Genomic DNA, 20,141 nt, shown 5'->3' with positions numbered 1-20,141 from the left:
TCCTCGAAGGGGGCGGTTTGTTACATGGCCGTCAAAGTTGGTGCAGGCAACCGCAACACGTGGATCGTATACAAAACATGTTGTGTTTCACGCTAGCGAGGGACTGCACCATGAGCGCTACGGACAAGTCGATCAGTGAATCTCCGACGGGAGAGTACGAGCACGAGCCGGTTCCGGCGGCCGCGAGGCGCAGCCTGCTCTCGGTGTCGGCAGTGTGGGCCGGGTTTCCGATGTGCCTGGGCAATGCGGTTTTCGGCGGGCTAATCGTATACAACCAGGGGATGATGCGGGGGTTCTGGGCCATCCTGCTCGGGAATCTGCTGCTGTTCGGATACGTGGGCACACTGAGCTGGATCGCGGGCAATAGCGGGCGGAACTTCTCGCTGCAGACCGAGGCGGCATTCGGGCGACGCGGGCGCGCGGTGGTGGTCGGGTTCCTGGCCACCGTGGTCATCGGGTGGTTCTCGTATCAGGTCGGGCTGACCGGAACGACCCTGCAGAGCGTATTCGGGTGGAATCCGCTGTGGGGCGGGCTATTGGGTGCGGTCGTATACATCGTCATCACCGCGCTGGGTATCCGGGCGCTGTCGGTGATCGGGATGATCGGCATGCCGCTGTTCCTCGTCATGGCCGGGGTGGCACTGTATTTCGGCCTCGACAAGGGCGGACAGTCACTGTCGCACGCACTCTCGTACTCGGGGGCGGGCCACGGGCTCGGATTCTGGGCCTGCGTGGGCATTGTGATCGCGGGATTCGCCGACTCCGGCACCATGACAGCGGATTTCACCCGATGGGCCAAGGACGGCCGCTCCGGTGTGGTGGCCGCCGCCTCCGCATTCCCCTTCGCGAACACCATCGCATTCCTGATCGGCGGACTGGTGGTGGCCATCGGCGGGGCCGATGATCCCGCATCGAACGGCGGCGCCTTCCTCGGTCTGCTCACCGGGCACGGCGGGCTGATGACCGGGCTGGCAGTGCTTTTCGTGCTGGCGAATCTGGGTTCCGTTGCCGCGCACTGCTTGTACAACGGTGCGGTGGGCTGGTCGGGACTCACGCCGTTGCGCATGCGGACACTCGCGGTGCTGCTCGGCACGGTGGGTGCGTTCGTGGCGCTGACCGGCATCTGGAGTCACATTGTGAACTGGCTGCAGCTGCTGGGCGTGATCGTGCCGCCGATCGGCGCGGTATTGATCGTCGGGCAGGTGCTGTCGAAGCGGGTGAAACCCCTTGTCGTGGCGGGAGTTCAGCCGATCGCGTTCGCGGCGTGGGCGATCGGCGCGCTGGCCGCCGCCATCGCCCACTATCAGCTCCCGGGGTCGGTGGATGCCGTGGTCGGCTTCGTGGTCGGCGCGCTGGTGCAGGCGGGACTGACCTTCGCACGGACGGTTCCGGCGGCTGCGTCCGCGGAACCGGCTGTCGAAATCGCCGCGGCCTGAGCGGGACAGCGGATGCGAACATCCGAGCGTAACGAGCTCTGCTACCTGTCCGCCACCGAGATCGTCGGCCGCATCACCCGGCGCGAAGTGTCCCCGGTGGAAGTCCTGGATGCCACGCTGGATCGCATGCAGGAGGTGGAGCCGACCCTGCATGCCTTCTGCACGCCGACCCCGGATCTGGCTCGCGCACAGGCGATTCGGCTGGCCGATGCGCTGGCCCGAGGGGAAGCCGCAGGACCGCTGGCCGGAGTGCCGATGGGCATCAAGGATCTGCTGTCCACGGCGGGCATGCGGACCACCTCGGGCTCCTGGATCTATCGCGACTTCGTGCCGGACGAGGACGATATCGTGGTCGAGCGCAGCCTGGCGGCCGGCGCCCTCTGCGTGGGAAAGACCAACACTTCCGAATTCGGTTACAGCGCAACGGGACAGAACATGCTGTTCCCGACCACCCGCAATCCGTGGAATCCGGCACTCACCCCGGGTGGTTCGAGCGCCGGATCGGCGGCGGCGGTCGCGGCCGGGATCGTCCCGATGGCGCTGGGCAGTGACGGCGGATGCTCGGTGCGCATACCGGCGGCGCTCTGCGGGTTGGTCGGCATCAAGCCCTCCATGGGCCGGGTGCCGGTCTATCCGGGCTGCCGGGACGAACGGCTGCCCGGCGTATCCGGTTGGGAGAGTTTGGAACACATCGGGCCCATTACCCGGACCGTGGGCGATGCGGCCCTGCTGCTGTCGGTGCTCGCCGGACCCGATCCGCGTGATCGGCACTCCATTCCGTGCGGGGATATCGACTGGATCGGCGCGGCCCGCGCCGGCGAAAGGGACGGCGCCGTAGCCGGATTGCGCGTCGGATACAGCCCCGATCTCGGGTACCTGGCGGTGGATCCGGAGGTGCGCGCAGTGGTCGACCGGGCCGTGCACGAGCTGCTCGAGCAACAACTCGGCTGCCACGTCGAAACGGTCGTGCCCGGCTGGTCTGATCCGGCTGCGGCCTTCTCCGCCCTCATCGTCGCCGAAACCGACCTCACGGGCATGCGGCGCCTGATCGACGAGCACGGCGAGCACATGTCTCCACATCTGGTGGCGTGGATGCGCGAGGACTGGACCGCACAGCATTTCACCGATGCGAACATCATCCGCAAAACTTTGGTTAACGCCATGGCCAGACTCATGAGCCGTATCGACGTGCTGGTCACCCCGACCTCCGCTGTCCCGGCCTTCCCGGTAGGCAGTCGAGGACCGACCGAGATCGACGGCCGCCCGGTCTCCGACTCAGCCTGGATCGGCTTCAATTACCCGGCCAATCTGACCGGTCAGCCCGCCGCGAGCATCCCCGCCGGATGGACCGGCAGCGGTCTGCCGGTGGGCCTGCAGATCATCGGCCGCCACCTCGACGATGCCACCGTACTGCGCCTGGCGGCGGCCATCGAGCGCGTCGCGCCCTGGTCCCAGCACCGGCCCCCGGGCTGAGAACGGGGCGTAGGCTGACTTGGACCTGCATGAAAATCGACCAGCCAACCTCTACAGAAGGACGGCCGATGTTCAAACAGTCCGACCTGTCGACGCTCATTGCCGCCACGCCGGGGCGCGGAGTCTCGATATATCTACCCACGCACAGCAGCGGGCCGGAGACGCGGCAAGACCCGATCCGGCTCCGCAATCTGCTTACCGAGGCGCACAGCCGGTTGCTCGCGGCGGGTGCCGGTAAATCCGAAGCAGAAAGTTTGCTGGCTCCCGGGCACACGCTCATCGAGGATGAGCGGTTCTGGCGGTATCAAGATCAGGGGCTGGCGCTCTTCCTCGGAGCCGACGGCTCGCAGTATCACTTCACGGTGCCGCTGACCTTCACCGAGCAGGTACACCTCGAGCCCGGTTTCTATGTGAAGCCGCTACTGCCGCTGCTGGCCGCTGACGGCGAATTCGCGGTGCTCACCATGACAGCCGACGGCGCGGCCTTCTACGGTGGCTCCAAATTCGCATTGACGCAGGAGCGGGATGCCCTGCTGCCGGCCGGACCGACCGACAATCTCGACGACGATAATCAGAACCGCGTGCTGGCCAGCCCTACCGCCCGGCCGCATATCGGCGGCAAGGCCACCACGAGCACCCAGGTCTACGGCGAAACCCCGACCGACTGGCGCAAAACCGCCCTCGACGAATGGGTCGGCAAGGTGGCCTCGGCCGTCGATCGCCGCCTGGCCGACCGCGCGATCCCCCTGGTGGTGGTCGCCGATCCGGAGCTCACCGGGCAGTTCAAGAAGCGAACGACCTTGGGCCCCTTGCTTGCCGGCACGGTCGACACCAATCCCGCGGCACTCGTCAATGGCAAACTGCACGCCACCACCTATGGCGTGGTGCGACCACACTTCGAGGCCAGTCAGCGCGCCGCCCTCGAACGGGCCGCGCAATTGCTCGCGGACGGCCCCACCCGGGTGGCGGTCACCATCGGCGAGGTGGTGCGGGCGGCCTTCCAGGGCCGGGTCGACACGCTGCTGCTCACCGCGGGTGCGGTGGAGTGGGGCCGCTTCGACGAAATGGCCGATGCCGTCGAAACCCATTCGGAGCCGGGCACATCGGTGATCGACCTGACCGAGTACGCGACGGTGAAGACCCTGGAGAACAAGGGCTCGGTCTACATGCTCGAGCCCGAGGACCTCACCGCTCTCTTCAAGAGCTCGGTCGCGCCGGCCTCCATCGCGGTCCTGCGCTACTGATCACGCTGCGTTTTGATCAAGACCGGTGAGCGCTGCTTGCACTTTCGATAGCCAGAGGTACGCTCGGAAATGAGTCCGCTCATTTACTGAAGGCAATCCGGAGGTGTCGCTTGAGTGCGCCAGAGCAAGTGACACCGGCCGGACGCCGCGTCCGGGGCATGCTCGACAAACAGGAACGCATCTTCGAGGCCGCCGCCGCGCTGTTCGCCGAACACGGGTTCGCGCAGGTGACCACGCAGCAGATCTCCGATCGCGCGGATATCGCCGCGGGGACGCTGTTCCGCTATGCCTCGTCCAAGGGCGAGCTGCTGCTCATGGTCTACAACGCGGATTTCCGGGCCGCTCTCGAACTCGTGGAGCGCCGGGCGCGGGCCTATACCGAGCCGGCGGAGGCGGTCATCGAGATCGTCAGCCCGACCGTGCGAGCGGCCGGGCGCAATGCCGAGAACACGGTCGCCTATCAGCGAGAGTTGCTGTTCGGCTCGCCCACCGAGAAATACCGGGCCGAGGGCCTGGCCCTGGTCGCGCGCCTGGAGGCCATGGTCGCCGAGCGACTGGCCGGCGCCGCCCGGGCACGCGGACTCGATTCCGAACTGCTGGAAGAACATTCGCGATTGGCGGGGCGCAGTGTTTTCGCCGTGCTGCACCTGGCGCTGGCGCGACCGGCGACCGGCGCGCATCCGGAGTACGACCCGCTCGCGGACCTGCGAGCCCAAATCGGCCAAATAGTCGCCGGATTCTTCGCTGCGCTACCCGCGGCGACCGGTGACGCCCTGGAGAGGAGCACACATTGACCATCGATATCCGCAAGGTGACGGTTCTGGGGACGGGGGTCCTGGGTTCGCAGATCGCCTTCCAGACCGCGTTCAGCGGATTCGAAGTCACCGCCTACGACATCAATGACGAGGCGCTCAATGCCGCCCGCGAGCGGTTCGTCAAACTCTCGGAGATCTACAAGACCCAGGTGGCCGGCGGCGGTGACGGCAAGGCCGAGAAGGCCGCCGCGGGCATTACCCTCCGGTCCGATCTCGAACAGGCGGTGGCGGATGCCGATCTGGTGATCGAGGCGGTGCCCGAGGTGCTCAGTATCAAGCAGGACACCTATACCAAGCTCGGCAAATTCGCGCCGGAGCGCACCATTTTCGCCACCAACTCCTCCACTCTGCTGCCCAGCGCCATGGCCGAATTCACCGGCCGCCCGGACCGCTTCCTGGCGCTGCACTTCGCAAATCAGGTGTGGCAGTTCAATACCGCCGAGGTCATGGGCACGCCGGAGACCGACCCCAAGGTGTATCAGGCGGTCGTCGACTTCGCCGGCGCCATCGGCATGGTGCCGATCGAGCTGCGCAAGGAGAAGGCCGGCTACGTACTCAATTCGCTGCTGGTGCCGTTGCTCAATGCCGCCATGGGGCTGAGCTCGGGCGGTTACGCCGAACCGGACGCGGTCGACAAGACCTGGCGCATTGCCACCGGTGCGCCGCTGGGCCCGTTCCAGATTCTCGATGTCATCGGGCTGACCACGCCGTACAACATCCTCGTCAATGGCGACGACAGCGCCAAGCAGCTCGCGAAGTGGTTGCAGGACAACTACATCAGCCAGGGCAAGCTCGGGATCGCCAGTGGTGAGGGCTTTTACAAGTACGCCTCGTAAGTCGTTCCACCGCAACCAGTTCGCATCCGCTTCAGGAATAGGAGTCATATGTATTACAGCAATGGCAACTACGAAGCTTTCGCGCGGCCGCGCAAACCCGCAGGGGTCGACAAGAAGACGGCCTGGTTCGTCGGGTCCGGGCTGGCCTCGCTGTCCGGAGCGGCCTTCCTCATTCGCGACGGGCAGCTGCCGGGCAGCAAGATCACCATTCTGGAGGAGCTGAAGCTGCCGGGCGGTGCGCTCGACGGCATCAAGAAACCGAAGAAGGGCTTCGTCATTCGCGGCGGACGCGAAATGGAGAACCACTTCGAATGCCTGTGGGATCTGTACCGAACCATCCCCTCCATGGAGGTGGAGGGCAGCGTCCTGGACGAATTCTATTGGCTCAACAAGGATGATCCGAATTCCTCGCTGCAGCGCGCCACCGTCGATCGCGGTCAGGACGCGCATACCGACGGCCTCTTCACGCTGAACGAGAAGGCGCAGAAGGACATCATCAAAATCTTCCTGGCGAGCCGGGAAGAGATGGAGGACAAGCGCATCGACGAGGTCTTCTCCAAAGACTTCTTCGCGAGCAACTTCTGGATGTACTGGCGCACCATGTTCGCCTTCGAGGAGTGGCACAGCGCCCTGGAGATGAAGCTGTACCTGCACCGCTTCATCCATCACATCGGCGGCCTGCCGGACTTCTCGGCGCTGAAGTTCACCAAGTACAACCAGTACGAATCACTGGTGCTGCCGCTCTACCAGTGGTTGCTCGAGCAGGGCGTGACCTTCAAATTCGATACCACGGTCACCGATGTCGACTTCGATCTGAGCGCGAAACGCAAGCAGGCCAAGCGAATCCACTGGGTGTCCGAAGGCGCCCGGGGCGGCGTGGATCTGGGCGAGAACGATCTGCTGCTCATGACCATAGGCTCGCTCACCGAAAACTCCGACGAGGGTGACCAGCACACCCCGGCGAAGCTGAACACCGGCCCCGCACCCGCCTGGGATCTGTGGCGGACGCTGGCGGCCAAGGATCCGGCCTTCGGGCGACCGGACGTCTTCGCCGGCGATATCCAGAAGACCAAATGGGAATCGGCCACCGTCACCACGCTGGATCAGCGTATCCCCGAATACATTCAGAAGATCTGTAAGCGAGATCCGTTCAGCGGCAAGGTCGTCACCGGCGGCATCGTCACCGCCAAGGATTCCAGCTGGCTGCTCAGCTGGACGGTCAACCGCCAGCCGCACTTCAAGCAGCAGCCCAAGGATCAGATCGTCATCTGGGTCTATTCACTGTTCGTGGACGTCACCGGCGACTACGTGAAGAAGACCATGCAGGAGTGCACGGGCGAGGAAATCACCCAGGAGTGGCTGTACCACATGGGTGTTCCGGTCGACGATATTGCGGAACTCGCCGCGAATGCCGGTACCTGCGTCCCCTGCATGATGCCGTACGTGACCTCGTTCTTCATGCCGCGCAAGGCCGGTGACCGCCCGCAGGTGGTGCCGGAGGGGTCGGTGAACTTCGCGTTCATCGGCCAGTTCTCGGAGACCAGCCGCGACTGCATCTTCACCACCGAGTACTCGGTGCGCACCGGTATGGAGGCCGCGTATCAGCTGCTCGATATCGAACGTGGGGTGCCGGAGGTCTTCGCCTCCACCTACGACGTGCGTTCGCTCTTGGCGGCCACCAGCCGGCTACGCGACGGTGAGGCCATCGATCTACCCGGACCGCAGATTCTGCGCAAGCGCTTGATGAAGCGCCTCGACGGCACCGAAATCGGTGAACTGCTCACGGAATTCGGGCTGATCGACAAGTAACGAGGGGGCGGGCGGGCCTGTGTGCGGTCAGTGCACGCAGGTCCGCCACACCTCGGCCGCCTCGAGCAGCCGGGTGCGGACCAGATCGACGTGCGGACGGGACTGGCCGCCCACCCGGCGCGCGAGATACACGGTATTGATCGGGGAGTCTTCGGGATCCAGCAGTGTGACGATCCCGCCCGCCTCGAGTTCGCGGGCGCACAGATAGCGCGGCAGCACGCTCACGCCCGCCCCCGCGACCACGGCGGCGAGCACCGCGCGCAGATCCGGAATGACAAGGGCGGCTTCGGCTTCCAGCCGGGTATCGAAGACGTGCCGCCAATAACGGCGCACGATAGGCAGATCCGGCGCATAGCTGATCAGCGGAATGCCGGCGAGGTCGTTGACCCGCAGCCGCGCCACGTCCACTGCGGCCGCCACCTGCGGCGCGGCGACGAGCACGAACTCCTCATCGGCGAGCGGTTCCGCGAGTACGGTCCGGCCGCGCGGGCGAATGGTGGACAGCACCAGGTCGAGCTTGCCGAGCCGCAGGTCCGCCAGCAGATCATCGGCCAGACCCGTGGTGATGGTGAATCGGATGCCCTGCGCGACGAGCGGAGCCAGGGAGGGCAGCGTCAGCGCCGCCAGCATTTCGGCGGGACCGCCGAGCAGCACCGGCGGCTCCTGAGTGTGCTCGGCCGGGGCATCGCCGACCACGATTTCGAGGGCGTCGAACGGCCCGGCCACCCGGGCCGCGAGATCGTGGGCGGCGGCGGTCGGGGTGACGCCGCGCGGCAGGCGTTCGAACAGCGGACGGCCGAGGCGGCGTTCGAGCGCCTGTAGCTGGGTTGTCACGGTGGGCTGGGACAGGCCCACCTGACCGGCGCCCGCGGTAATGGATCCGGCCCTATAGACGGCCAGAAACGTGCGGAGCTGCGTCAAGTCCACAGATCCATCGGCCTGTCTATGTCTCATATAGGCGAGTCTATTGGTCAGCTGATATTTCGGCACCTACGGTGGGTGCTGCGACAACCTGACATTCTGCATACACAGTGTCAGTTCATCCACAGACACAAGGAGCATCATGGCCAAGGTCCTGTTCGTCATGACCGGCGTCGACTACTGGACGCTGGCCGACGGCACCAAGCACCCCACCGGGTACTGGGCCGAAGAGTTCGCCGCACCATACGAGGCCATCAAGGCCGCCGGGCATGAGATCGTGGTGGCCACCCCGGGCGCAGTGGCGCCGACCGTCGACGGCGGCAGCCTGGCTCCCGGAGCCAACGGCGGCCCCGAGGGTGCTGAGAAGATCGCCGAAACCCTGCGCAAGGCAACCGAATTGACGCACCCCGTCGACATCGCCGCGGTCGACCTTGCCGATTACGACGCGGTCTACTACCCGGGCGGCCACGGTCCGATGGAGGATCTCGCCGTCAGCGCCGCCTCCGGGCAGCTGCTCAATGCCGCACTGGCTTCGGGCAAGCCGCTCGGCGTGGTCTGCCACGGCCCGGCCGCTCTGCTGGCCACGGTGGATGCCGACGGCAACTCCCCGTTCGCGGGATACCGGGTCGCCGCCTTCAGCAATGCCGAGGAGACCCAGGCCGGACTCGCCGACAAGGCCAAGTGGTTGCTGCAGGACCGGCTCCTCGCGCTCGGCGTGGACTACAGCGAGGGCGAGCCGTGGGCCCCGCACGTGGTGGTGGACCGCAATCTGTACACCGGCCAGAACCCCGCTTCATCGGCGCCGCTGGCGGCGGAGTTGCTGAAGGCGCTCTGAGGCCGTGCCCGACCGGACCGCCGACGTACTCGACGCCACCCTGCGCTGCCTGCTGCGCTACGGGGCGCGGCGCACGACCATGGACGATATCGCCGCGGAGACAGGCGTTTCCCGGTCGGCGGTCTATCAGTACGTGCGCAATAAAGACGATGCCGTGCGGCGGCTGGCCGAACGACTGCACGATCGCGCCCTGACGGACGCGCACGCTGCCGTCGCCGCACCGATTCCACTCGCGGACAAGGTATTCGGCATTGTCACCGCCAAGGCCACCCTGGCCTCCGGTGTTTTCGCCGAATCTCCGCATGCCGCAGAACTTCTCGGCGAGCAGGCGCGGCTGTGCGGTGATATCTGCCGCAGCTTCACCGATGATCTGCGCGAACTGCTCACCGGCGTGCTCACCGATGCGGGCGTCGCACAGCCCGCCGATGCCGCGCAGATCGTGCTGGCCGCGGCCATCGGACTGCTCGCGGCCGACCGGCCGGACCTCCTGCGCAGCGCGACCGAGACCATTCTCGGCGGCCTCGGCGCAATCGGCGCACATTCCAGTGAAACCTTCTGAAGGAGAACAGCAATGACCGTATCCAGCCGCGAATGGCGTTTGATCGCCCGCCCGATCGGCGAGCCGAAGCCCTCCGATTTCGAGCTCGCCACTGTGACGCTGCCCGAGCCCGCTCCGGGTCAGGTGCTGGTCCGCAATGACTGGCTGTCGGTGGATCCGTACATGCGCGGCCGCATGAACGATGTCGAATCCTATATTCCGCCTTTCGGTTTGGGTGAAGCCATGACCGGCGGCGCGGTCGGCACCGTGGTGGCCTCCGCCGCGGAGACCGTCCCGGTCGGCACGGTGGTGAGCCACTTCTACGGCTGGCGCGAGTACGCGCTCGTCGATGCCGCGGGTGCGCAGGTGCTGAATACCGAAATCGCTTCGCCGCAGTCCTATCTGGGCGTGCTCGGCACTACCGGTCTGACCGCGTACGCCGGGCTCACCGAGGTCGCACCGGTGCGCGAGGGCGATATCGTCTTCATTTCGGGCGCGGCAGGCGCGGTCGGTTCCGTTGCCGGGCAGATCGCCAAGCGACTGGGCGCGGCCAAGGTCATCGGCTCCGCCGGTGGGCCGGAGAAGGCCGCTCGGCTGCTCGAGGAATTCGGCTACGACATCGCGATCGATTACCGCAAGGGCGATCTCGCCGGGCAGCTGGCCGCGGCCGCGCCCGAGGGCATCGACGTCTACTTCGACAATGTCGGCGGCGATCACCTCGACGCCGCCCTGGCCACCATGAACCTGCGCGGCCGTATCGCCTTGTGCGGGGCCATCTCCGTGTACAACGACACCGAGCTGCCGCCCGGACCGCGCCATCTGGTGCTGGCCATCGGCAAGCGGATCAATCTGCTCGGCATGAATGTCACCGATCACCTGCACCAGGCGCCGGAGTGGATCGGCAAGGCGGCCGGCTGGCTCGCCGATGGTTCGCTGCGCACCGAGGAGACGGTTGTGGACGGCATCGATCAGACCCTCGATGCCTTCACCGCTCTGATGAACGGCGCCAATACCGGCAAGATGCTGGTTCGCCTGTCACACAGCGAATAAGAGGCGGGCCTGTCGGCGCGACAACGCTTCGCGCTGGTTCAGGTCACCACAACCATGGCGAGACAATCAATGGCGATTGTCTCGCCATGGTTGTGTGCGCTGAACAGTGAATACAACCGATTCACGCGGACATGAGCTATAGCAACAGCTGGTCAGCACGTCTCGCAGCGAGACACTTCTTGCCAGTCGATTCGCCACCGGAAACCGTGTGGCAGCACAGGTTCCCGACTTCGGAGTGGCATTAGCGCTTCCCTCGCCTGAAGACGTGGGATTTCACGCTCAGGCCGCACCCGAACCTGCCCCCCGAGGGAGGTGATCCGACTGTCTGACATCCTCAACACGTGTGTGGCCGCGCTCTGCCACAGCCAGAATCACTCTGGCGGCGTTCCGATCCCGACCTGCGGTGAACCCGCATCTGTCACATCGGAAAGTTCGTTCCCCGAGTTCGAGTCGCTGCTTGGCTCTCGCGAAACAACTCGAACACGCCCGCGCATCGGTGAGGAGCTTGCTGAGCTTGCCGAATGTCGGTTTGTTCCCCAACTTTTGTTGATTGACAGCCTCGTTCCACACAATTCCGCAGCGATGCCACTCGGTCAGCAGAGCAGCCTCCGCTGTGCGGCCCGGCCGCAAGCGAAAGCTGTACCGCACCACCTCATCCACGCCCGATAACCTAGCCGAGACCATCGACAGAAATTGGGACGGAATGCGCTCACTCCCCCTACGCATCTCCTGACTCGAAGGGCCCGCCACATGACGACTCAGTCCCCCGAAGCCCTGGTCACCGCATTCTGCGCCGAATGGCTCAGCGGCACACCGGAATCCATCGCCGAGTATTTCGCCGAGGATGCCGTCTACCACAACATCCCGATGCAGCCGCTGCTAGGCAAGGCCGCCATTCTCGATTTCCTGCGCGGCTTCATCGGCGCGTTCGGCGGCATCGACTTCGGCATCCACCACCAGTCCGCCCTCGGGAATGTGGTGCTCAATGAGCGCACCGACCGTTTCACCCTCGGCGACAAGCACATCGAGCTCCCCGTCATGGGAATCTTCGAGATCGTCGACGGCAAGATCACCGCCTGGCGCGACTACTTCGATATGGCGCAGTTCGCGCAACTCAGCCAGGCCGGATAGCCCGCGCACGAGGCCCGGTCGGCCCGGGCCTCGGCGTATTCGCCCTACTTGTTGTGGGCGCGGAGCTGGTACAGCCCTTCGGTTTCCGCGACGACCACACCATTGGCGTCGGTGACGACGGCCTTCAGGCTGAAGTCGGACTTGCCCTTGAGGTCCGCCTCTTCGGCGACGCGCGCGATCTCCTCGTCCGACATGGTGGCCACGGCCGTCACATCGGTGGCGGCGGGCCTGCGGAAGAAGATGTGCAGGTCCTTGACCAGTGGGTAGTACTTCGAGGTATCGAAGCTGGCGAGCGCGAGCGCCCCGCCCAGCACCTCGGCGACGGTGAAGAGCACACCGGCGTACATGACGCCGAAGTGATTGCCATTGCCCTCGACCGGAACCTTGGTGGAGGCGTAACCGGGCCGCACCTCGGTCGCCTGGACACCCATCTTGTGCGCGATCGGAACCGTGAACTCGAGCGCGCTGTTCACGATTTCATGCAGCGGCGGGGTGGCGTCGTTCGCCATGCGGACCTCCCTGTCTCACTTACTGGCGCTATGCCAACACGCCAGATCATCGTTCGAAAGGGGCGGGTCGCGCAAGTCTGCGGGCACCTGCCACCTGTTCGACCCCGTGAGTCCGGCCACATCTCAGCAAATCCGACTGGTCGGACTCCTAAGATGCATCTTGTGTCTATGACGTATTCATCTGCCGAGCGGGCCTACCGCGAGGTCAAGGAACGCATCCTGAGCGGGGAACTTCCCGGGGGCGAACTGATCAGCGAGGGCGAGATCGCGACCACGCTCGGCACCTCGCGGACGCCGGTGCGGGAAGCCTTTCTCCGGCTGGAGACCGAAGGCTGGATGAAGCTGTATCCCAAGCGGGGCGCGCTCATCGTGCCCGTGCCCTCACACGAGGCCGAGGACGTCACACAGGCTCGATATGTCGTGGAGACGGGCGCGGTGCGCATGCTGGCAGAAATCGACCGGTCGAGCCTCATGACCACGCTGCGGGCCTCCCTCGAGCGCCAGCAGGCACTGGCCACCGCCGGAGACCTCGACGAGTTCGCGGTCATCGATGCCGATTTCCATCGCGAATATGTGGTGGCCGCCGGCAATCCGCTGCTCGCCGGCTTCTACGACTCCCTGCGCGAACGTCAGCGGCGCATGAACAGCGTCGCGCTGCGGCACGGCCCGATCGAGACCGCACGCATCATTGCCCAGCACCAGGGTCTGGCCGACCTCATCGAGGCCGGAGACACCGCCGGATTCGCCACCGCCCTCGCCGACCACCTGATGGCCGTGCACGGCGTGACGTTGCGAGGCCTGTGATGGCAACCTCGACCTCCACAGGCGCACTGACCGCCTCAGCCGCAACCGCTTCGGCGCACGACACCACCGCCCTCGCCACCGTTCGAGCGGCCGCCATCACGCCTGTCGCCGTCAACCATCCAATGGATGCCCACGACCAGAAGTCGAGAGGCCTGTGACGGCAACCTCGACCTCTGCTGTCGACCTGACCGATGCCGCCGCACCATCTTCCGCACACTACTCAGGCGCTGACTCCGGTCGAGCCGCCGCCGGACCGCTGTCGTCGAGTCGCGCGTGGTTGAGCGTGGCCGGCACGATCTTCGCGATTGCCTGGGGCGGAAACGAATTCACGCCGCTGCTGGTCATGTACAAGCGAGACGGGTTGCCGGTCACCACCGTCGACCTGCTGCTGTTCGAGTATGTGCTGGGGATCGTGCCCGCGCTGCTGATCGGCGGTCCGCTGTCGGATCGCTTCGGGCGACGGCTGCTCATGCGCCCGGCGCCGCTGATCGCTGCGGCCGGATCACTGCTGCTGGCATTCGGATCATCTTCTGTACCAATGCTTTCCGCCGGGCGCGTGCTGTGCGGCGTCGCGCTCGGGCTGGCCATGGCGGTCGGCAGCAGCTGGCTCAAGGAGCTCTCGCAGCCGCCGTTCGCACCCGAAACCGCCTCCGGCACCGGCGCACGGCGCTCCGCCATGAGCCTCACCGGTGGATTCGGTGTGGGAGCGGGTGTCGCCGGTGTGCTCGCCCAGTGGGGGCCTTGGCCCGACACCCTGCCGTATCTGATCAATGCCGGCCTCTGCCTGGCCGCCGCGGTATGGCTGGCCCGCGCACCGGAAACGACTGTGCCGCAGCAGACTACGGCCCGACTCATCGACGATCTGAAGGTTCCGGTCGGCGCGCACCGGCGCTTCCGGCTGGTGGCCCTGCCGATCGCGCTGTGGCTGTTCGCCTGTTCCGCAACGGCGTACGCCATCATGCCGACCCTCATGATGCCCAAGGTGCACGGCGCACCCATCGCCTTCTCGGCGCTGATCACCGTCATCACCCTCGGCTGCGGCTTCGCCATCCAATCGGTGGCACGCAAACTGGACCGGCCCGGCACGATTCGGCTTCCGGTGCTGGCACTCGCCCTGATCATCGCCGGAATGGCGCTGGCCGCAGTGACTTCCGGTGCACTGACGCTGTGGCTGACCATCGCCACCGCGATCATCCTCGGTCTGGGCTTCGGTATCGGCCTCGTCGCCGGACTACTGGAGATCGAGCGCATGTCCCGCCCCGACGACCTCGCCGGCCTGACCGCCGTCTTCTATGCAGTCAGCTACCTCGGCTTCGGTTTCCCGGCGGTCATGGCCATGCTGCACGACGGCACCGGTGTCGGGTACCCCGCCATGTTCACCATTCTCGCGATCGCCGCCGCAGGCTGTCTCGGCCTCATCGCCCGCTGCCGCCGCGGCTGACCCTTTCGGAGATTGCGCCACGAGCCTTACAGTCGGTGCATATGCAGTAGGCGCGCAGGCATAGGCGCTGGAGTGGAGTGGTCACCGTGGACCTGTGGGCTGATCTACCAGTTCTGGGTGCACACCGAGACCATCGGGAAAATGCCGCGATGGTTCGAGTTCGTCTTCGATACGCCCTCGCATCACCGGGTGCATCACGCCAGCGATGCGGAGTACCTGGACCGTAATTACGGCGGCATCTTCATCCTGTGGGACCGTATGTTCGGCACCTTCCGCGCCGAAACCTTCCGGCCCACCTACGGTTTGACCAAGAATATCGAAAGCACCAGCGTATTCACGCTGCAGTACTACGAATTCGGCGCGCTCTGGCGAGACCTGCGCTCCAGCAGGCGGATGCGGGACTGGGCCGGTTATACGTTCGGCCCACCCGGCTGGCGGCCGGGTGACAGGTGGGTGTCGAAGAAGGCGAAGATGCGGGACCAGGCGTCGCGGGTGGCGTCCTCGTCGTAGCCGAGGCCGGTGACGCGCAGCAGCGGCTGGCTCGGATGATTGTCCGCGAAGGAGTGCCCGACACCGGAATAGGTCTTCACGTCGTGATCGACCCCGAGTTCGGTCAGTCTGCGTTCGAGCTTGGGACCACCGCCGATATTCATCGGATCGCGCGCACCGTAGCTGGCGACCACAGGACACGAGCCACGCAGAATCTCGTCGTACTTGGGACGGCCCGCGGGATAGAACGGGGCCGCTGCGTCGAATCCCCGGGGCGCCACCAGCAGTGCGAACCCACCACCGAGACAGAAGCCGACGATCGCGACTTTGCCGGTGCACTGGGGATCGCTCGCGAGCCGGTCGCGGGCGGCGAGAATATCGCGAGTGGTGCTGCCCTCGCCTCTGGACATGAGCTCCCGGATCATGCCCGGCACGCAGCGAACCCGGCCGCGGGCGAACAGGTCCGGGGCGAGGGCGAGATAGCCGTTGTCGGCAAGCATGCGACCGGTCTCACGCATGGCCGTGCCGATGCCGAGCATGTCGTGCAGGACGACCACACCCGGCCACGGCCCCTCCCCCGACGGCGTCGCCAGATCGGCGTCGATGGGTCCGTCGGGCGCGTTCAGCTGCGTAGAGCTCATCGGCGAGCTCCCTCCCCTAGGTGTGCGAACACGGGATGATCTCTGCCGCAGCATTTTAGCCAGTCTGAGACAACTTCCGCTCAGCTTTCGATGGGCAGCCCCGCCTCCGTCCAATCCTCAATGCCCTCACGGTATTTGCGGACATTGGTGTAGCCCAGCCGCTCCAGTTTGGTGGCGACATTCTGGCTATTGGCGCATGCGGCATTCGAGCAGTACGTGACGATTGCTGTCGCCCGATCAGGAAGCAGCTGAGGCGCACTGCTTTCCACCTCGGCTTCGATCAGCGCGAGCGCGCCGGGCAGATGCGCCTTGGCGTAGTACTCGCCGCCGAGCGCATCCAGGACGATCACCGATCCGGCCTCGATCTCCTTGGCCAGCTCGTCGCGAGTGATCAACGTGGTCATGAGTTTTCCTTCCGAACAAAACTATGTGCGTGTGCACGCTACTACTTATGTGCGGGCGCACGCAACAAGTTAGGCTGGGTGATGTGCCGCACCCCCCGAACCGAACCCACCCGGCCGTCTCCGCCTGGGCCGCGCTGCTGCAGGTGCACGCCAAGCTGGTGCCCGAACTCGACGCGGAGTTGCGCCGCGCCACCGGACTACCGCTGAGCTGGTACGACGTCCTACTGGAACTCGATGGACCGCAACGCCTGCGCATGAGCGATCTCGGAGAACGCGTGGTGCTCAGCCGCACTCGGGTGAGCAGGCTGATTACCGAAATGGAGTCACACGGCCTGGTGCGGCGGGAATCCAATCCCGACGACGGGCGCTCCGCCTTCGTGAGCATTACCGAGAACGGGCGCAAGCGCTTCCGCGAAGCGGCACCGCACTATCTCGCGGGCATCGACCGGCGGTTCGGTGGCAGGCTCGATACCGGTGAACTCGACGCCGTCGCGGCGGCGCTGCGCAAGGTGCTCGACCCCGTCGACCTGCCGGCCCCGGTCACACCCCCGAATTAGGCGCGCCCAGCGTCGAAAGGTTGCCCAACCGGCGGTGAGCGGGAACAGTGGTTTGCGGCATTCGCGGTATTCGCAGACCAAGATCAAACGGAGGAGTCACTCGTGCGCTTCGGCCATTTCATTCCCCAGGGCTGGCGGCTCGACCTGGTCGGCATCGACCCGGCGCAGCAGTGGGGCGTGATGCGTGACCTCGCCCAGCGTGCCGATGCGACGGAGGCCTGGGAGTCGGTCTGGGTGTATGACCACTTCCACACCGTGCCGGAGCCCACCGAGGAGGCCACCCACGAGGCGTGGACCCTTATGTCGGCCTTCGCCGCCACCACCTCGCGGATTCGGCTGGGGCAGATGTGCACCGCCATCAGCTACCGCAATCCGGCCTATCTGGCCAAGGTCGCGGCGACCGTGGACCTGATCTCCGGCGGACGCCTCGAAATGGGCATCGGCGGCGGCTGGTACGAGCACGAATGGCGCGCCTACGGTTACGGATTCCCGCCCGCCGGTGAGCGTCTGGGCCGACTGGACGAGGGTGTGCAGATCTTCAAGCAGGCCTGGACCAAGGGTTCCGTCACGCTCGACGGTAAGCACTACCAGGTCGACGGCGCCATCGTCCGCCCACTTCCGGTGCAGGAGGACGGTATTCCGATCTGGATCGCCGGCGGTGGCGAGAAGGTGACGCTGCGCATTGCGGCGAAGTACGCGCAGTACACCAACTTCTCCGGTGAGCCGGAGGAGTTCGCGCACAAGTCCGAACTACTGCGCGGCCACTGTGCCGCTGTCGGCACCGATTTCGATGCCATCACCCGCAGCTCGAACTTCAATACGATCGTGGGCGCCACCGAGGCCGAGGTGCAGGATCGCCTCGCCGCCCTGCAGGATCGCTTCACTCCGATCCTCGGGGCCGAGACGGCGAAGGGGCACGTGGACAACCTCTTCCGCAACAGCCCCGCAGTCGGCACACCCGAGCAGATTATCGAAAAGCTCAGCCGCACCCGCGATCTCGGCCTCTCCTACGCCATCCACTACTTCCCCGAACTGGCCTACGACACCTCGAGCATCGAACTGTTCGAGCGAGAGGTGATCCCCGCACTGCGCTGACGGCGATCGCCCGGTCGTCCGCCTCGTCATCCCGGAGGTCCATCGTCATCCGGCATGCTTTTGGCCGGGATCCACTGCTACCGTGTGGATTCCGGCCAGGCAATGATCAGCGCGGGACGGTCACCGGATCGGTGCAGCTGGCCACGGCGTCGACCAGCGAGCAGGGCTGCGGGTTGTGGGTCGGGCGATAGTCGGCCGGGACGCCGCCATTGTGCGTGATGGCGGTGTAGGCCGGGACCGCGTCGGTGGGCTGACGCGTCAGACTGGGATCGGTCAGCACATCGACGGTGTAGAGGCCGAATCGCGGTGTGTAGGAACCCCATTCGTAATTGTCGGTGAGGCTCCAGTAGTTGTAGCCCATCACGTTCATGCCATCGGCCTTGGCGCGCTGGATCCAGTAGATGGTGTCGCGCAGGTCATCGCCGCGGGTGTAGCCGTCGGCACGCGGCTTACCGTTCTCGGTGGGCATGCCGTTCTCGACGATATAGAGCGGCTTGCCGGGGAACTGACGCGAATAGTGCTGCAGGGCATAGTAGATGCCCTCCGGCTGCAACGGGTTGTTCCACAGCTGGCTGAAGTTCTGCACCAATGAGGTGAGGGTGTCAGGCGACAGACCGTAGTAGTAGTCGATGCCGACAAAATCGATCTTCGCCGCGATCTTGTCGATGAACGGCTTGTTGATCACATCCTCGCCACCCGGAATGTAGGCGACATTGCTGGTCACCATGGCGCCGGGCTGAACCTGGTGGATGTGGTCGTAGATGGCATTGTGCGCCTGCGCGATTCGGTCCTGCATACCCGGCACGTCGGTGGCCGGAAGCCCACCGTGGCGCAGTTCGTTGAGCCCGTAGAAGGTGGGCTCGTTGAAGGTCACCCACAGCGGATTGTCGTGCGCGTAGCGGTCGACGACGGTGCGGGCATTGGCCAGCCAATCATCGACCATGCCGGGGTTGTGCCAGCCGCCGCGATCGACCTCCCAGCCCGGGAACACCCAGTGGTCCAGGGTGATCATGGGCCGCATACCGGCGGCGGTGATCTTCGCGATCACATTGTCGTAGAAGCGGAGTCCGTCCTCGGACCACACGCCGGGCTGCGGCTGTACCCGCGCCCACTCGATGCTGATCCGGTACACCTTCACGCCGAGCCCGGCGGCCAGATCGATATCGGAGGCGTAGCGATCGAAGAAGTCGACCGAGTCCCGGTACGGGTCATCGGTCTTGCCCTGCGCCACGTACCGGGACCAGTTGCTGTCGGGCGCGTGGCCCTCGGACTGGAAGCCGGAGGCCGCCACGCCCCAGAGGAAGTCGGGCCCGAGCGGTGCGACCTGCGTGGGCGCCTCCGGTCGGGCATAGGCCCCAGGCGTGCCCAAGACGAGGGTGGCGGCGACGAGAGCTGCGGGAACAAGAGCACGGGGACGGAATCGCATCTGGACCGGTTTCTCCTTCGCTGTTCGCGGCGATGGCCGCATTGAAAACCGTACATCGCTCGGTTTTGGGGTGCAAGAAGGGCACGGGCGAGCCCTAGACTCGATCCGTGGCGAAACGGGGGCCCTACGGCAAGGGCATCGAACGACGGGAGCAGATTCTCGAAGCAGCACTGCGCACCATTGCGGAGCGCGGCTTCCTGGCCACCTCCGTCGCCGAGCTGGCCGAGGCGGTGGGATTGAGCCAGGGCGGGCTGCTGCACTACTTCGGATCCAAGGAAGAGCTCTTCGTCGCCGTCCTGCGCAAGCGCGACGAGGCCGGCATGGTCGCGCTGCGCGCCCTCGAACCGGCGGCCTATATCGCGGTGATTCGGCGAAATGCCCAGGTGCCCGGCCTGATCGAGCTCTTCACGCATATGCAGGCGGCCGCGGCCGATCCGCGCCATCCGGCCCATGCCTACATGAAGGAACGGTATCGCCGAGGCACCGAGGCGTTTTCGCAGGCCCTGCGCGAAATGCAGGCGGCCGGGGTGCTGCCCGCCCACGTCGACGCCGATGCCGCCGCCACCACCTTCTTCGCGCTCGCCGACGGATTGCAATCGCGCTGGTTGATCGACCCGAGCCTCGATATGGTCGCGCATCTGGAGTTGGTGTGGCGCAACGTCATCGGAGTCTGATACAGGACTGACC

At 65.7% G+C, this 20,141-nt stretch carries 23 protein-coding genes; 17 read left to right on the top strand and 6 right to left on the bottom strand.

Annotation, left to right across the window (positions count from 1 at the left end; genetic code table 11):
• Nucleotides 1-110: 110 nt before the first annotated feature.
• The 6 genes from JWN03_RS26835 to JWN03_RS26810 all read left to right on the top strand — a co-directional run bounded on the left by JWN03_RS26835 (nt 111) and on the right by JWN03_RS26810 (nt 7,613).
• Nucleotides 111-1,436 carry a purine-cytosine permease family protein gene (locus JWN03_RS26835; protein WP_297620753.1) on the top strand — a complete coding sequence of 442 codons (1,326 nt, stop codon included), beginning with the start codon at nt 111-113 and terminating at the stop codon, nt 1,434-1,436.
• Nucleotides 1,437-1,448: 12 nt separating this feature from the next.
• Complete coding sequence (locus JWN03_RS26830) at nt 1,449-2,909, top strand: amidase (protein ID WP_297620750.1); 1,461 nt, start codon at nt 1,449-1,451, stop codon at nt 2,907-2,909.
• Between the two features lie 68 nt (nt 2,910-2,977).
• Nucleotides 2,978-4,153, top strand: coding sequence for a baeRF3 domain-containing protein (locus JWN03_RS26825; protein WP_297620748.1), 1,176 nt, complete (start codon nt 2,978-2,980; stop codon nt 4,151-4,153).
• Between the two features lie 110 nt (nt 4,154-4,263).
• Complete coding sequence (locus JWN03_RS26820) at nt 4,264-4,947, top strand: TetR/AcrR family transcriptional regulator (RefSeq protein ID WP_366914475.1); 684 nt, start codon at nt 4,264-4,266, stop codon at nt 4,945-4,947.
• The gene (locus tag JWN03_RS26815; protein ID WP_297620745.1) at nt 4,944-5,804 is read left to right on the top strand and encodes a 3-hydroxyacyl-CoA dehydrogenase; all 861 of its coding nucleotides are present in this window, start codon (nt 4,944-4,946) and stop codon (nt 5,802-5,804) included. Before JWN03_RS26820 ends, JWN03_RS26815 begins: the two co-directional genes overlap by 4 nt.
• 48 nt (nt 5,805-5,852) lie before the next feature.
• Complete coding sequence (locus JWN03_RS26810; RefSeq protein ID WP_297620741.1) at nt 5,853-7,613, top strand: oleate hydratase; 1,761 nt, start codon at nt 5,853-5,855, stop codon at nt 7,611-7,613.
• 27 nt (nt 7,614-7,640) lie between these two features.
• Here JWN03_RS26810 and JWN03_RS26805 read toward each other — a convergent pair whose 3' ends face one another.
• Nucleotides 7,641-8,540, bottom strand: coding sequence for a LysR family transcriptional regulator (locus tag JWN03_RS26805; RefSeq protein ID WP_297620796.1), 900 nt, complete (start codon nt 8,538-8,540; stop codon nt 7,641-7,643).
• A 136-nt stretch (nt 8,541-8,676) separates the two neighbouring features.
• On the opposite strand from JWN03_RS26805, the gene JWN03_RS26800 reads away from it, so the two are divergent.
• From JWN03_RS26800 to JWN03_RS26790, 3 genes are read left to right on the top strand one after another with little or no spacing between them, the layout of a single operon-like run.
• Nucleotides 8,677-9,369, top strand: a complete 693-nt coding sequence (locus JWN03_RS26800; protein ID WP_297620738.1) for a type 1 glutamine amidotransferase domain-containing protein — start codon at nt 8,677-8,679, stop codon at nt 9,367-9,369.
• Between the two features lie 4 nt (nt 9,370-9,373).
• A complete protein-coding gene (locus tag JWN03_RS26795) occupies nt 9,374-9,928 on the top strand; it encodes a TetR/AcrR family transcriptional regulator (protein WP_297620736.1) in 555 nt (184 codons plus the stop codon).
• 12 nt (nt 9,929-9,940) lie between these two features.
• On the top strand, nt 9,941-10,957 hold the full coding sequence (locus JWN03_RS26790; RefSeq protein ID WP_297620733.1) for an NADP-dependent oxidoreductase: 1,017 nt from the start codon (nt 9,941-9,943) through the stop codon (nt 10,955-10,957).
• 279 nt (nt 10,958-11,236) lie between these two features.
• On the opposite strand, the gene JWN03_RS26785 is transcribed toward JWN03_RS26790, so the two are convergent.
• Nucleotides 11,237-11,641 carry a zinc ribbon domain-containing protein gene (locus JWN03_RS26785; protein ID WP_297620794.1) on the bottom strand — a complete coding sequence of 135 codons (405 nt, stop codon included), beginning with the start codon at nt 11,639-11,641 and terminating at the stop codon, nt 11,237-11,239.
• A 66-nt stretch (nt 11,642-11,707) separates the two neighbouring features.
• Between JWN03_RS26785 and JWN03_RS26780 the strand changes: the two genes are divergently transcribed.
• Nucleotides 11,708-12,088 (top strand): limonene-1,2-epoxide hydrolase family protein, encoded by a 381-nt coding sequence (locus JWN03_RS26780; RefSeq protein WP_297620730.1) that lies wholly within the window; start codon nt 11,708-11,710, stop codon nt 12,086-12,088.
• A 44-nt stretch (nt 12,089-12,132) separates the two neighbouring features.
• Here the strand turns inward: JWN03_RS26780 and JWN03_RS26775 are convergent, their stop codons facing one another.
• Entirely contained in the window at nt 12,133-12,597 is a 465-nt protein-coding gene (locus JWN03_RS26775; protein WP_297620727.1) for a PaaI family thioesterase, read from the bottom strand.
• A 168-nt stretch (nt 12,598-12,765) separates the two neighbouring features.
• On the opposite strand from JWN03_RS26775, the gene JWN03_RS26770 reads away from it, so the two are divergent.
• The 4 genes from JWN03_RS26770 to JWN03_RS26755 all read left to right on the top strand — a co-directional run bounded on the left by JWN03_RS26770 (nt 12,766) and on the right by JWN03_RS26755 (nt 15,352).
• Nucleotides 12,766-13,401 (top strand): GntR family transcriptional regulator, encoded by a 636-nt coding sequence (locus tag JWN03_RS26770; RefSeq protein ID WP_297620724.1) that lies wholly within the window; start codon nt 12,766-12,768, stop codon nt 13,399-13,401.
• Entirely contained in the window at nt 13,401-13,559 is a 159-nt protein-coding gene (locus JWN03_RS26765) for a hypothetical protein (RefSeq protein WP_297620721.1), read from the top strand. The genes JWN03_RS26770 and JWN03_RS26765 overlap by 1 nt, the downstream gene beginning before the upstream one ends.
• 98 nt (nt 13,560-13,657) lie before the next feature.
• Nucleotides 13,658-14,842 carry an MFS transporter gene (locus JWN03_RS26760; RefSeq protein WP_297620791.1) on the top strand — a complete coding sequence of 395 codons (1,185 nt, stop codon included), beginning with the start codon at nt 13,658-13,660 and terminating at the stop codon, nt 14,840-14,842.
• Nucleotides 14,843-14,914: 72 nt separating this feature from the next.
• A complete protein-coding gene (locus JWN03_RS26755) occupies nt 14,915-15,352 on the top strand; it encodes a sterol desaturase family protein (protein ID WP_441343062.1) in 438 nt (145 codons plus the stop codon).
• On the opposite strand, the gene JWN03_RS26750 is transcribed toward JWN03_RS26755, so the two are convergent.
• Both JWN03_RS26750 and JWN03_RS26745 read right to left on the bottom strand, forming a co-directional pair.
• Complete coding sequence (locus tag JWN03_RS26750; protein WP_297620718.1) at nt 15,253-15,972, bottom strand: dienelactone hydrolase family protein; 720 nt, start codon at nt 15,970-15,972, stop codon at nt 15,253-15,255. The genes JWN03_RS26755 and JWN03_RS26750 overlap by 100 nt on opposite strands.
• An 80-nt stretch (nt 15,973-16,052) precedes the next feature.
• Nucleotides 16,053-16,376 carry a rhodanese-like domain-containing protein gene (locus JWN03_RS26745; protein WP_297620715.1) on the bottom strand — a complete coding sequence of 108 codons (324 nt, stop codon included), beginning with the start codon at nt 16,374-16,376 and terminating at the stop codon, nt 16,053-16,055.
• Nucleotides 16,377-16,459: 83 nt separating this feature from the next.
• Between JWN03_RS26745 and JWN03_RS26740 the strand changes: the two genes are divergently transcribed.
• Together JWN03_RS26740 and JWN03_RS26735 are read left to right on the top strand one after the other, a co-directional pair.
• Nucleotides 16,460-16,933 (top strand): MarR family winged helix-turn-helix transcriptional regulator, encoded by a 474-nt coding sequence (locus JWN03_RS26740; RefSeq protein ID WP_297620713.1) that lies wholly within the window; start codon nt 16,460-16,462, stop codon nt 16,931-16,933.
• A gap of 102 nt (nt 16,934-17,035) precedes the next feature.
• Entirely contained in the window at nt 17,036-18,028 is a 993-nt protein-coding gene (locus JWN03_RS26735) for an LLM class F420-dependent oxidoreductase (RefSeq protein WP_297620711.1), read from the top strand.
• Between the two features lie 106 nt (nt 18,029-18,134).
• On the opposite strand, the gene JWN03_RS26730 is transcribed toward JWN03_RS26735, so the two are convergent.
• Nucleotides 18,135-19,454, bottom strand: coding sequence for a glycoside hydrolase family 1 protein (locus JWN03_RS26730; RefSeq protein WP_297620709.1), 1,320 nt, complete (start codon nt 19,452-19,454; stop codon nt 18,135-18,137).
• A gap of 107 nt (nt 19,455-19,561) precedes the next feature.
• On the opposite strand from JWN03_RS26730, the gene JWN03_RS26725 reads away from it, so the two are divergent.
• Nucleotides 19,562-20,128 (top strand): TetR/AcrR family transcriptional regulator, encoded by a 567-nt coding sequence (locus tag JWN03_RS26725; protein WP_297620707.1) that lies wholly within the window; start codon nt 19,562-19,564, stop codon nt 20,126-20,128.
• The last annotated feature ends 13 nt before the right edge of the window (nt 20,129-20,141 follow it).

The sequence above is a fragment of the Nocardia sp. genome (genome assembly GCF_025465275.1).
Lineage (GTDB): Bacteria > Actinomycetota > Actinomycetes > Mycobacteriales > Mycobacteriaceae > Nocardia.
This window is presented reverse-complemented; position numbering and strand designations above follow the sequence as displayed.

Coding starts and splice junctions, on each gene's coding strand:
- JWN03_RS26765 (WP_297620721.1), top strand. CDS start 13,401: ATGGCAACCTCGACCTCCACAGGCGCACTGACCGCCTCAGCCGCAACC.
- JWN03_RS26835 (WP_297620753.1), top strand. CDS start 111: ATGAGCGCTACGGACAAGTCGATCAGTGAATCTCCGACGGGAGAGTAC.
- JWN03_RS26730 (WP_297620709.1), bottom strand. CDS start 19,454: ATGCGATTCCGTCCCCGTGCTCTTGTTCCCGCAGCTCTCGTCGCCGCC.
- JWN03_RS26775 (WP_297620727.1), bottom strand. CDS start 12,597: ATGGCGAACGACGCCACCCCGCCGCTGCATGAAATCGTGAACAGCGCG.
- JWN03_RS26830 (WP_297620750.1), top strand. CDS start 1,449: ATGCGAACATCCGAGCGTAACGAGCTCTGCTACCTGTCCGCCACCGAG.
- JWN03_RS26745 (WP_297620715.1), bottom strand. CDS start 16,376: ATGACCACGTTGATCACTCGCGACGAGCTGGCCAAGGAGATCGAGGCC.
- JWN03_RS26825 (WP_297620748.1), top strand. CDS start 2,978: ATGTTCAAACAGTCCGACCTGTCGACGCTCATTGCCGCCACGCCGGGG.
- JWN03_RS26770 (WP_297620724.1), top strand. CDS start 12,766: ATGACGTATTCATCTGCCGAGCGGGCCTACCGCGAGGTCAAGGAACGC.
- JWN03_RS26750 (WP_297620718.1), bottom strand. CDS start 15,972: ATGAGCTCTACGCAGCTGAACGCGCCCGACGGACCCATCGACGCCGAT.
- JWN03_RS26790 (WP_297620733.1), top strand. CDS start 9,941: ATGACCGTATCCAGCCGCGAATGGCGTTTGATCGCCCGCCCGATCGGC.
- JWN03_RS26810 (WP_297620741.1), top strand. CDS start 5,853: ATGTATTACAGCAATGGCAACTACGAAGCTTTCGCGCGGCCGCGCAAA.
- JWN03_RS26785 (WP_297620794.1), bottom strand. CDS start 11,641: ATGGTCTCGGCTAGGTTATCGGGCGTGGATGAGGTGGTGCGGTACAGC.
- JWN03_RS26800 (WP_297620738.1), top strand. CDS start 8,677: ATGGCCAAGGTCCTGTTCGTCATGACCGGCGTCGACTACTGGACGCTG.
- JWN03_RS26780 (WP_297620730.1), top strand. CDS start 11,708: ATGACGACTCAGTCCCCCGAAGCCCTGGTCACCGCATTCTGCGCCGAA.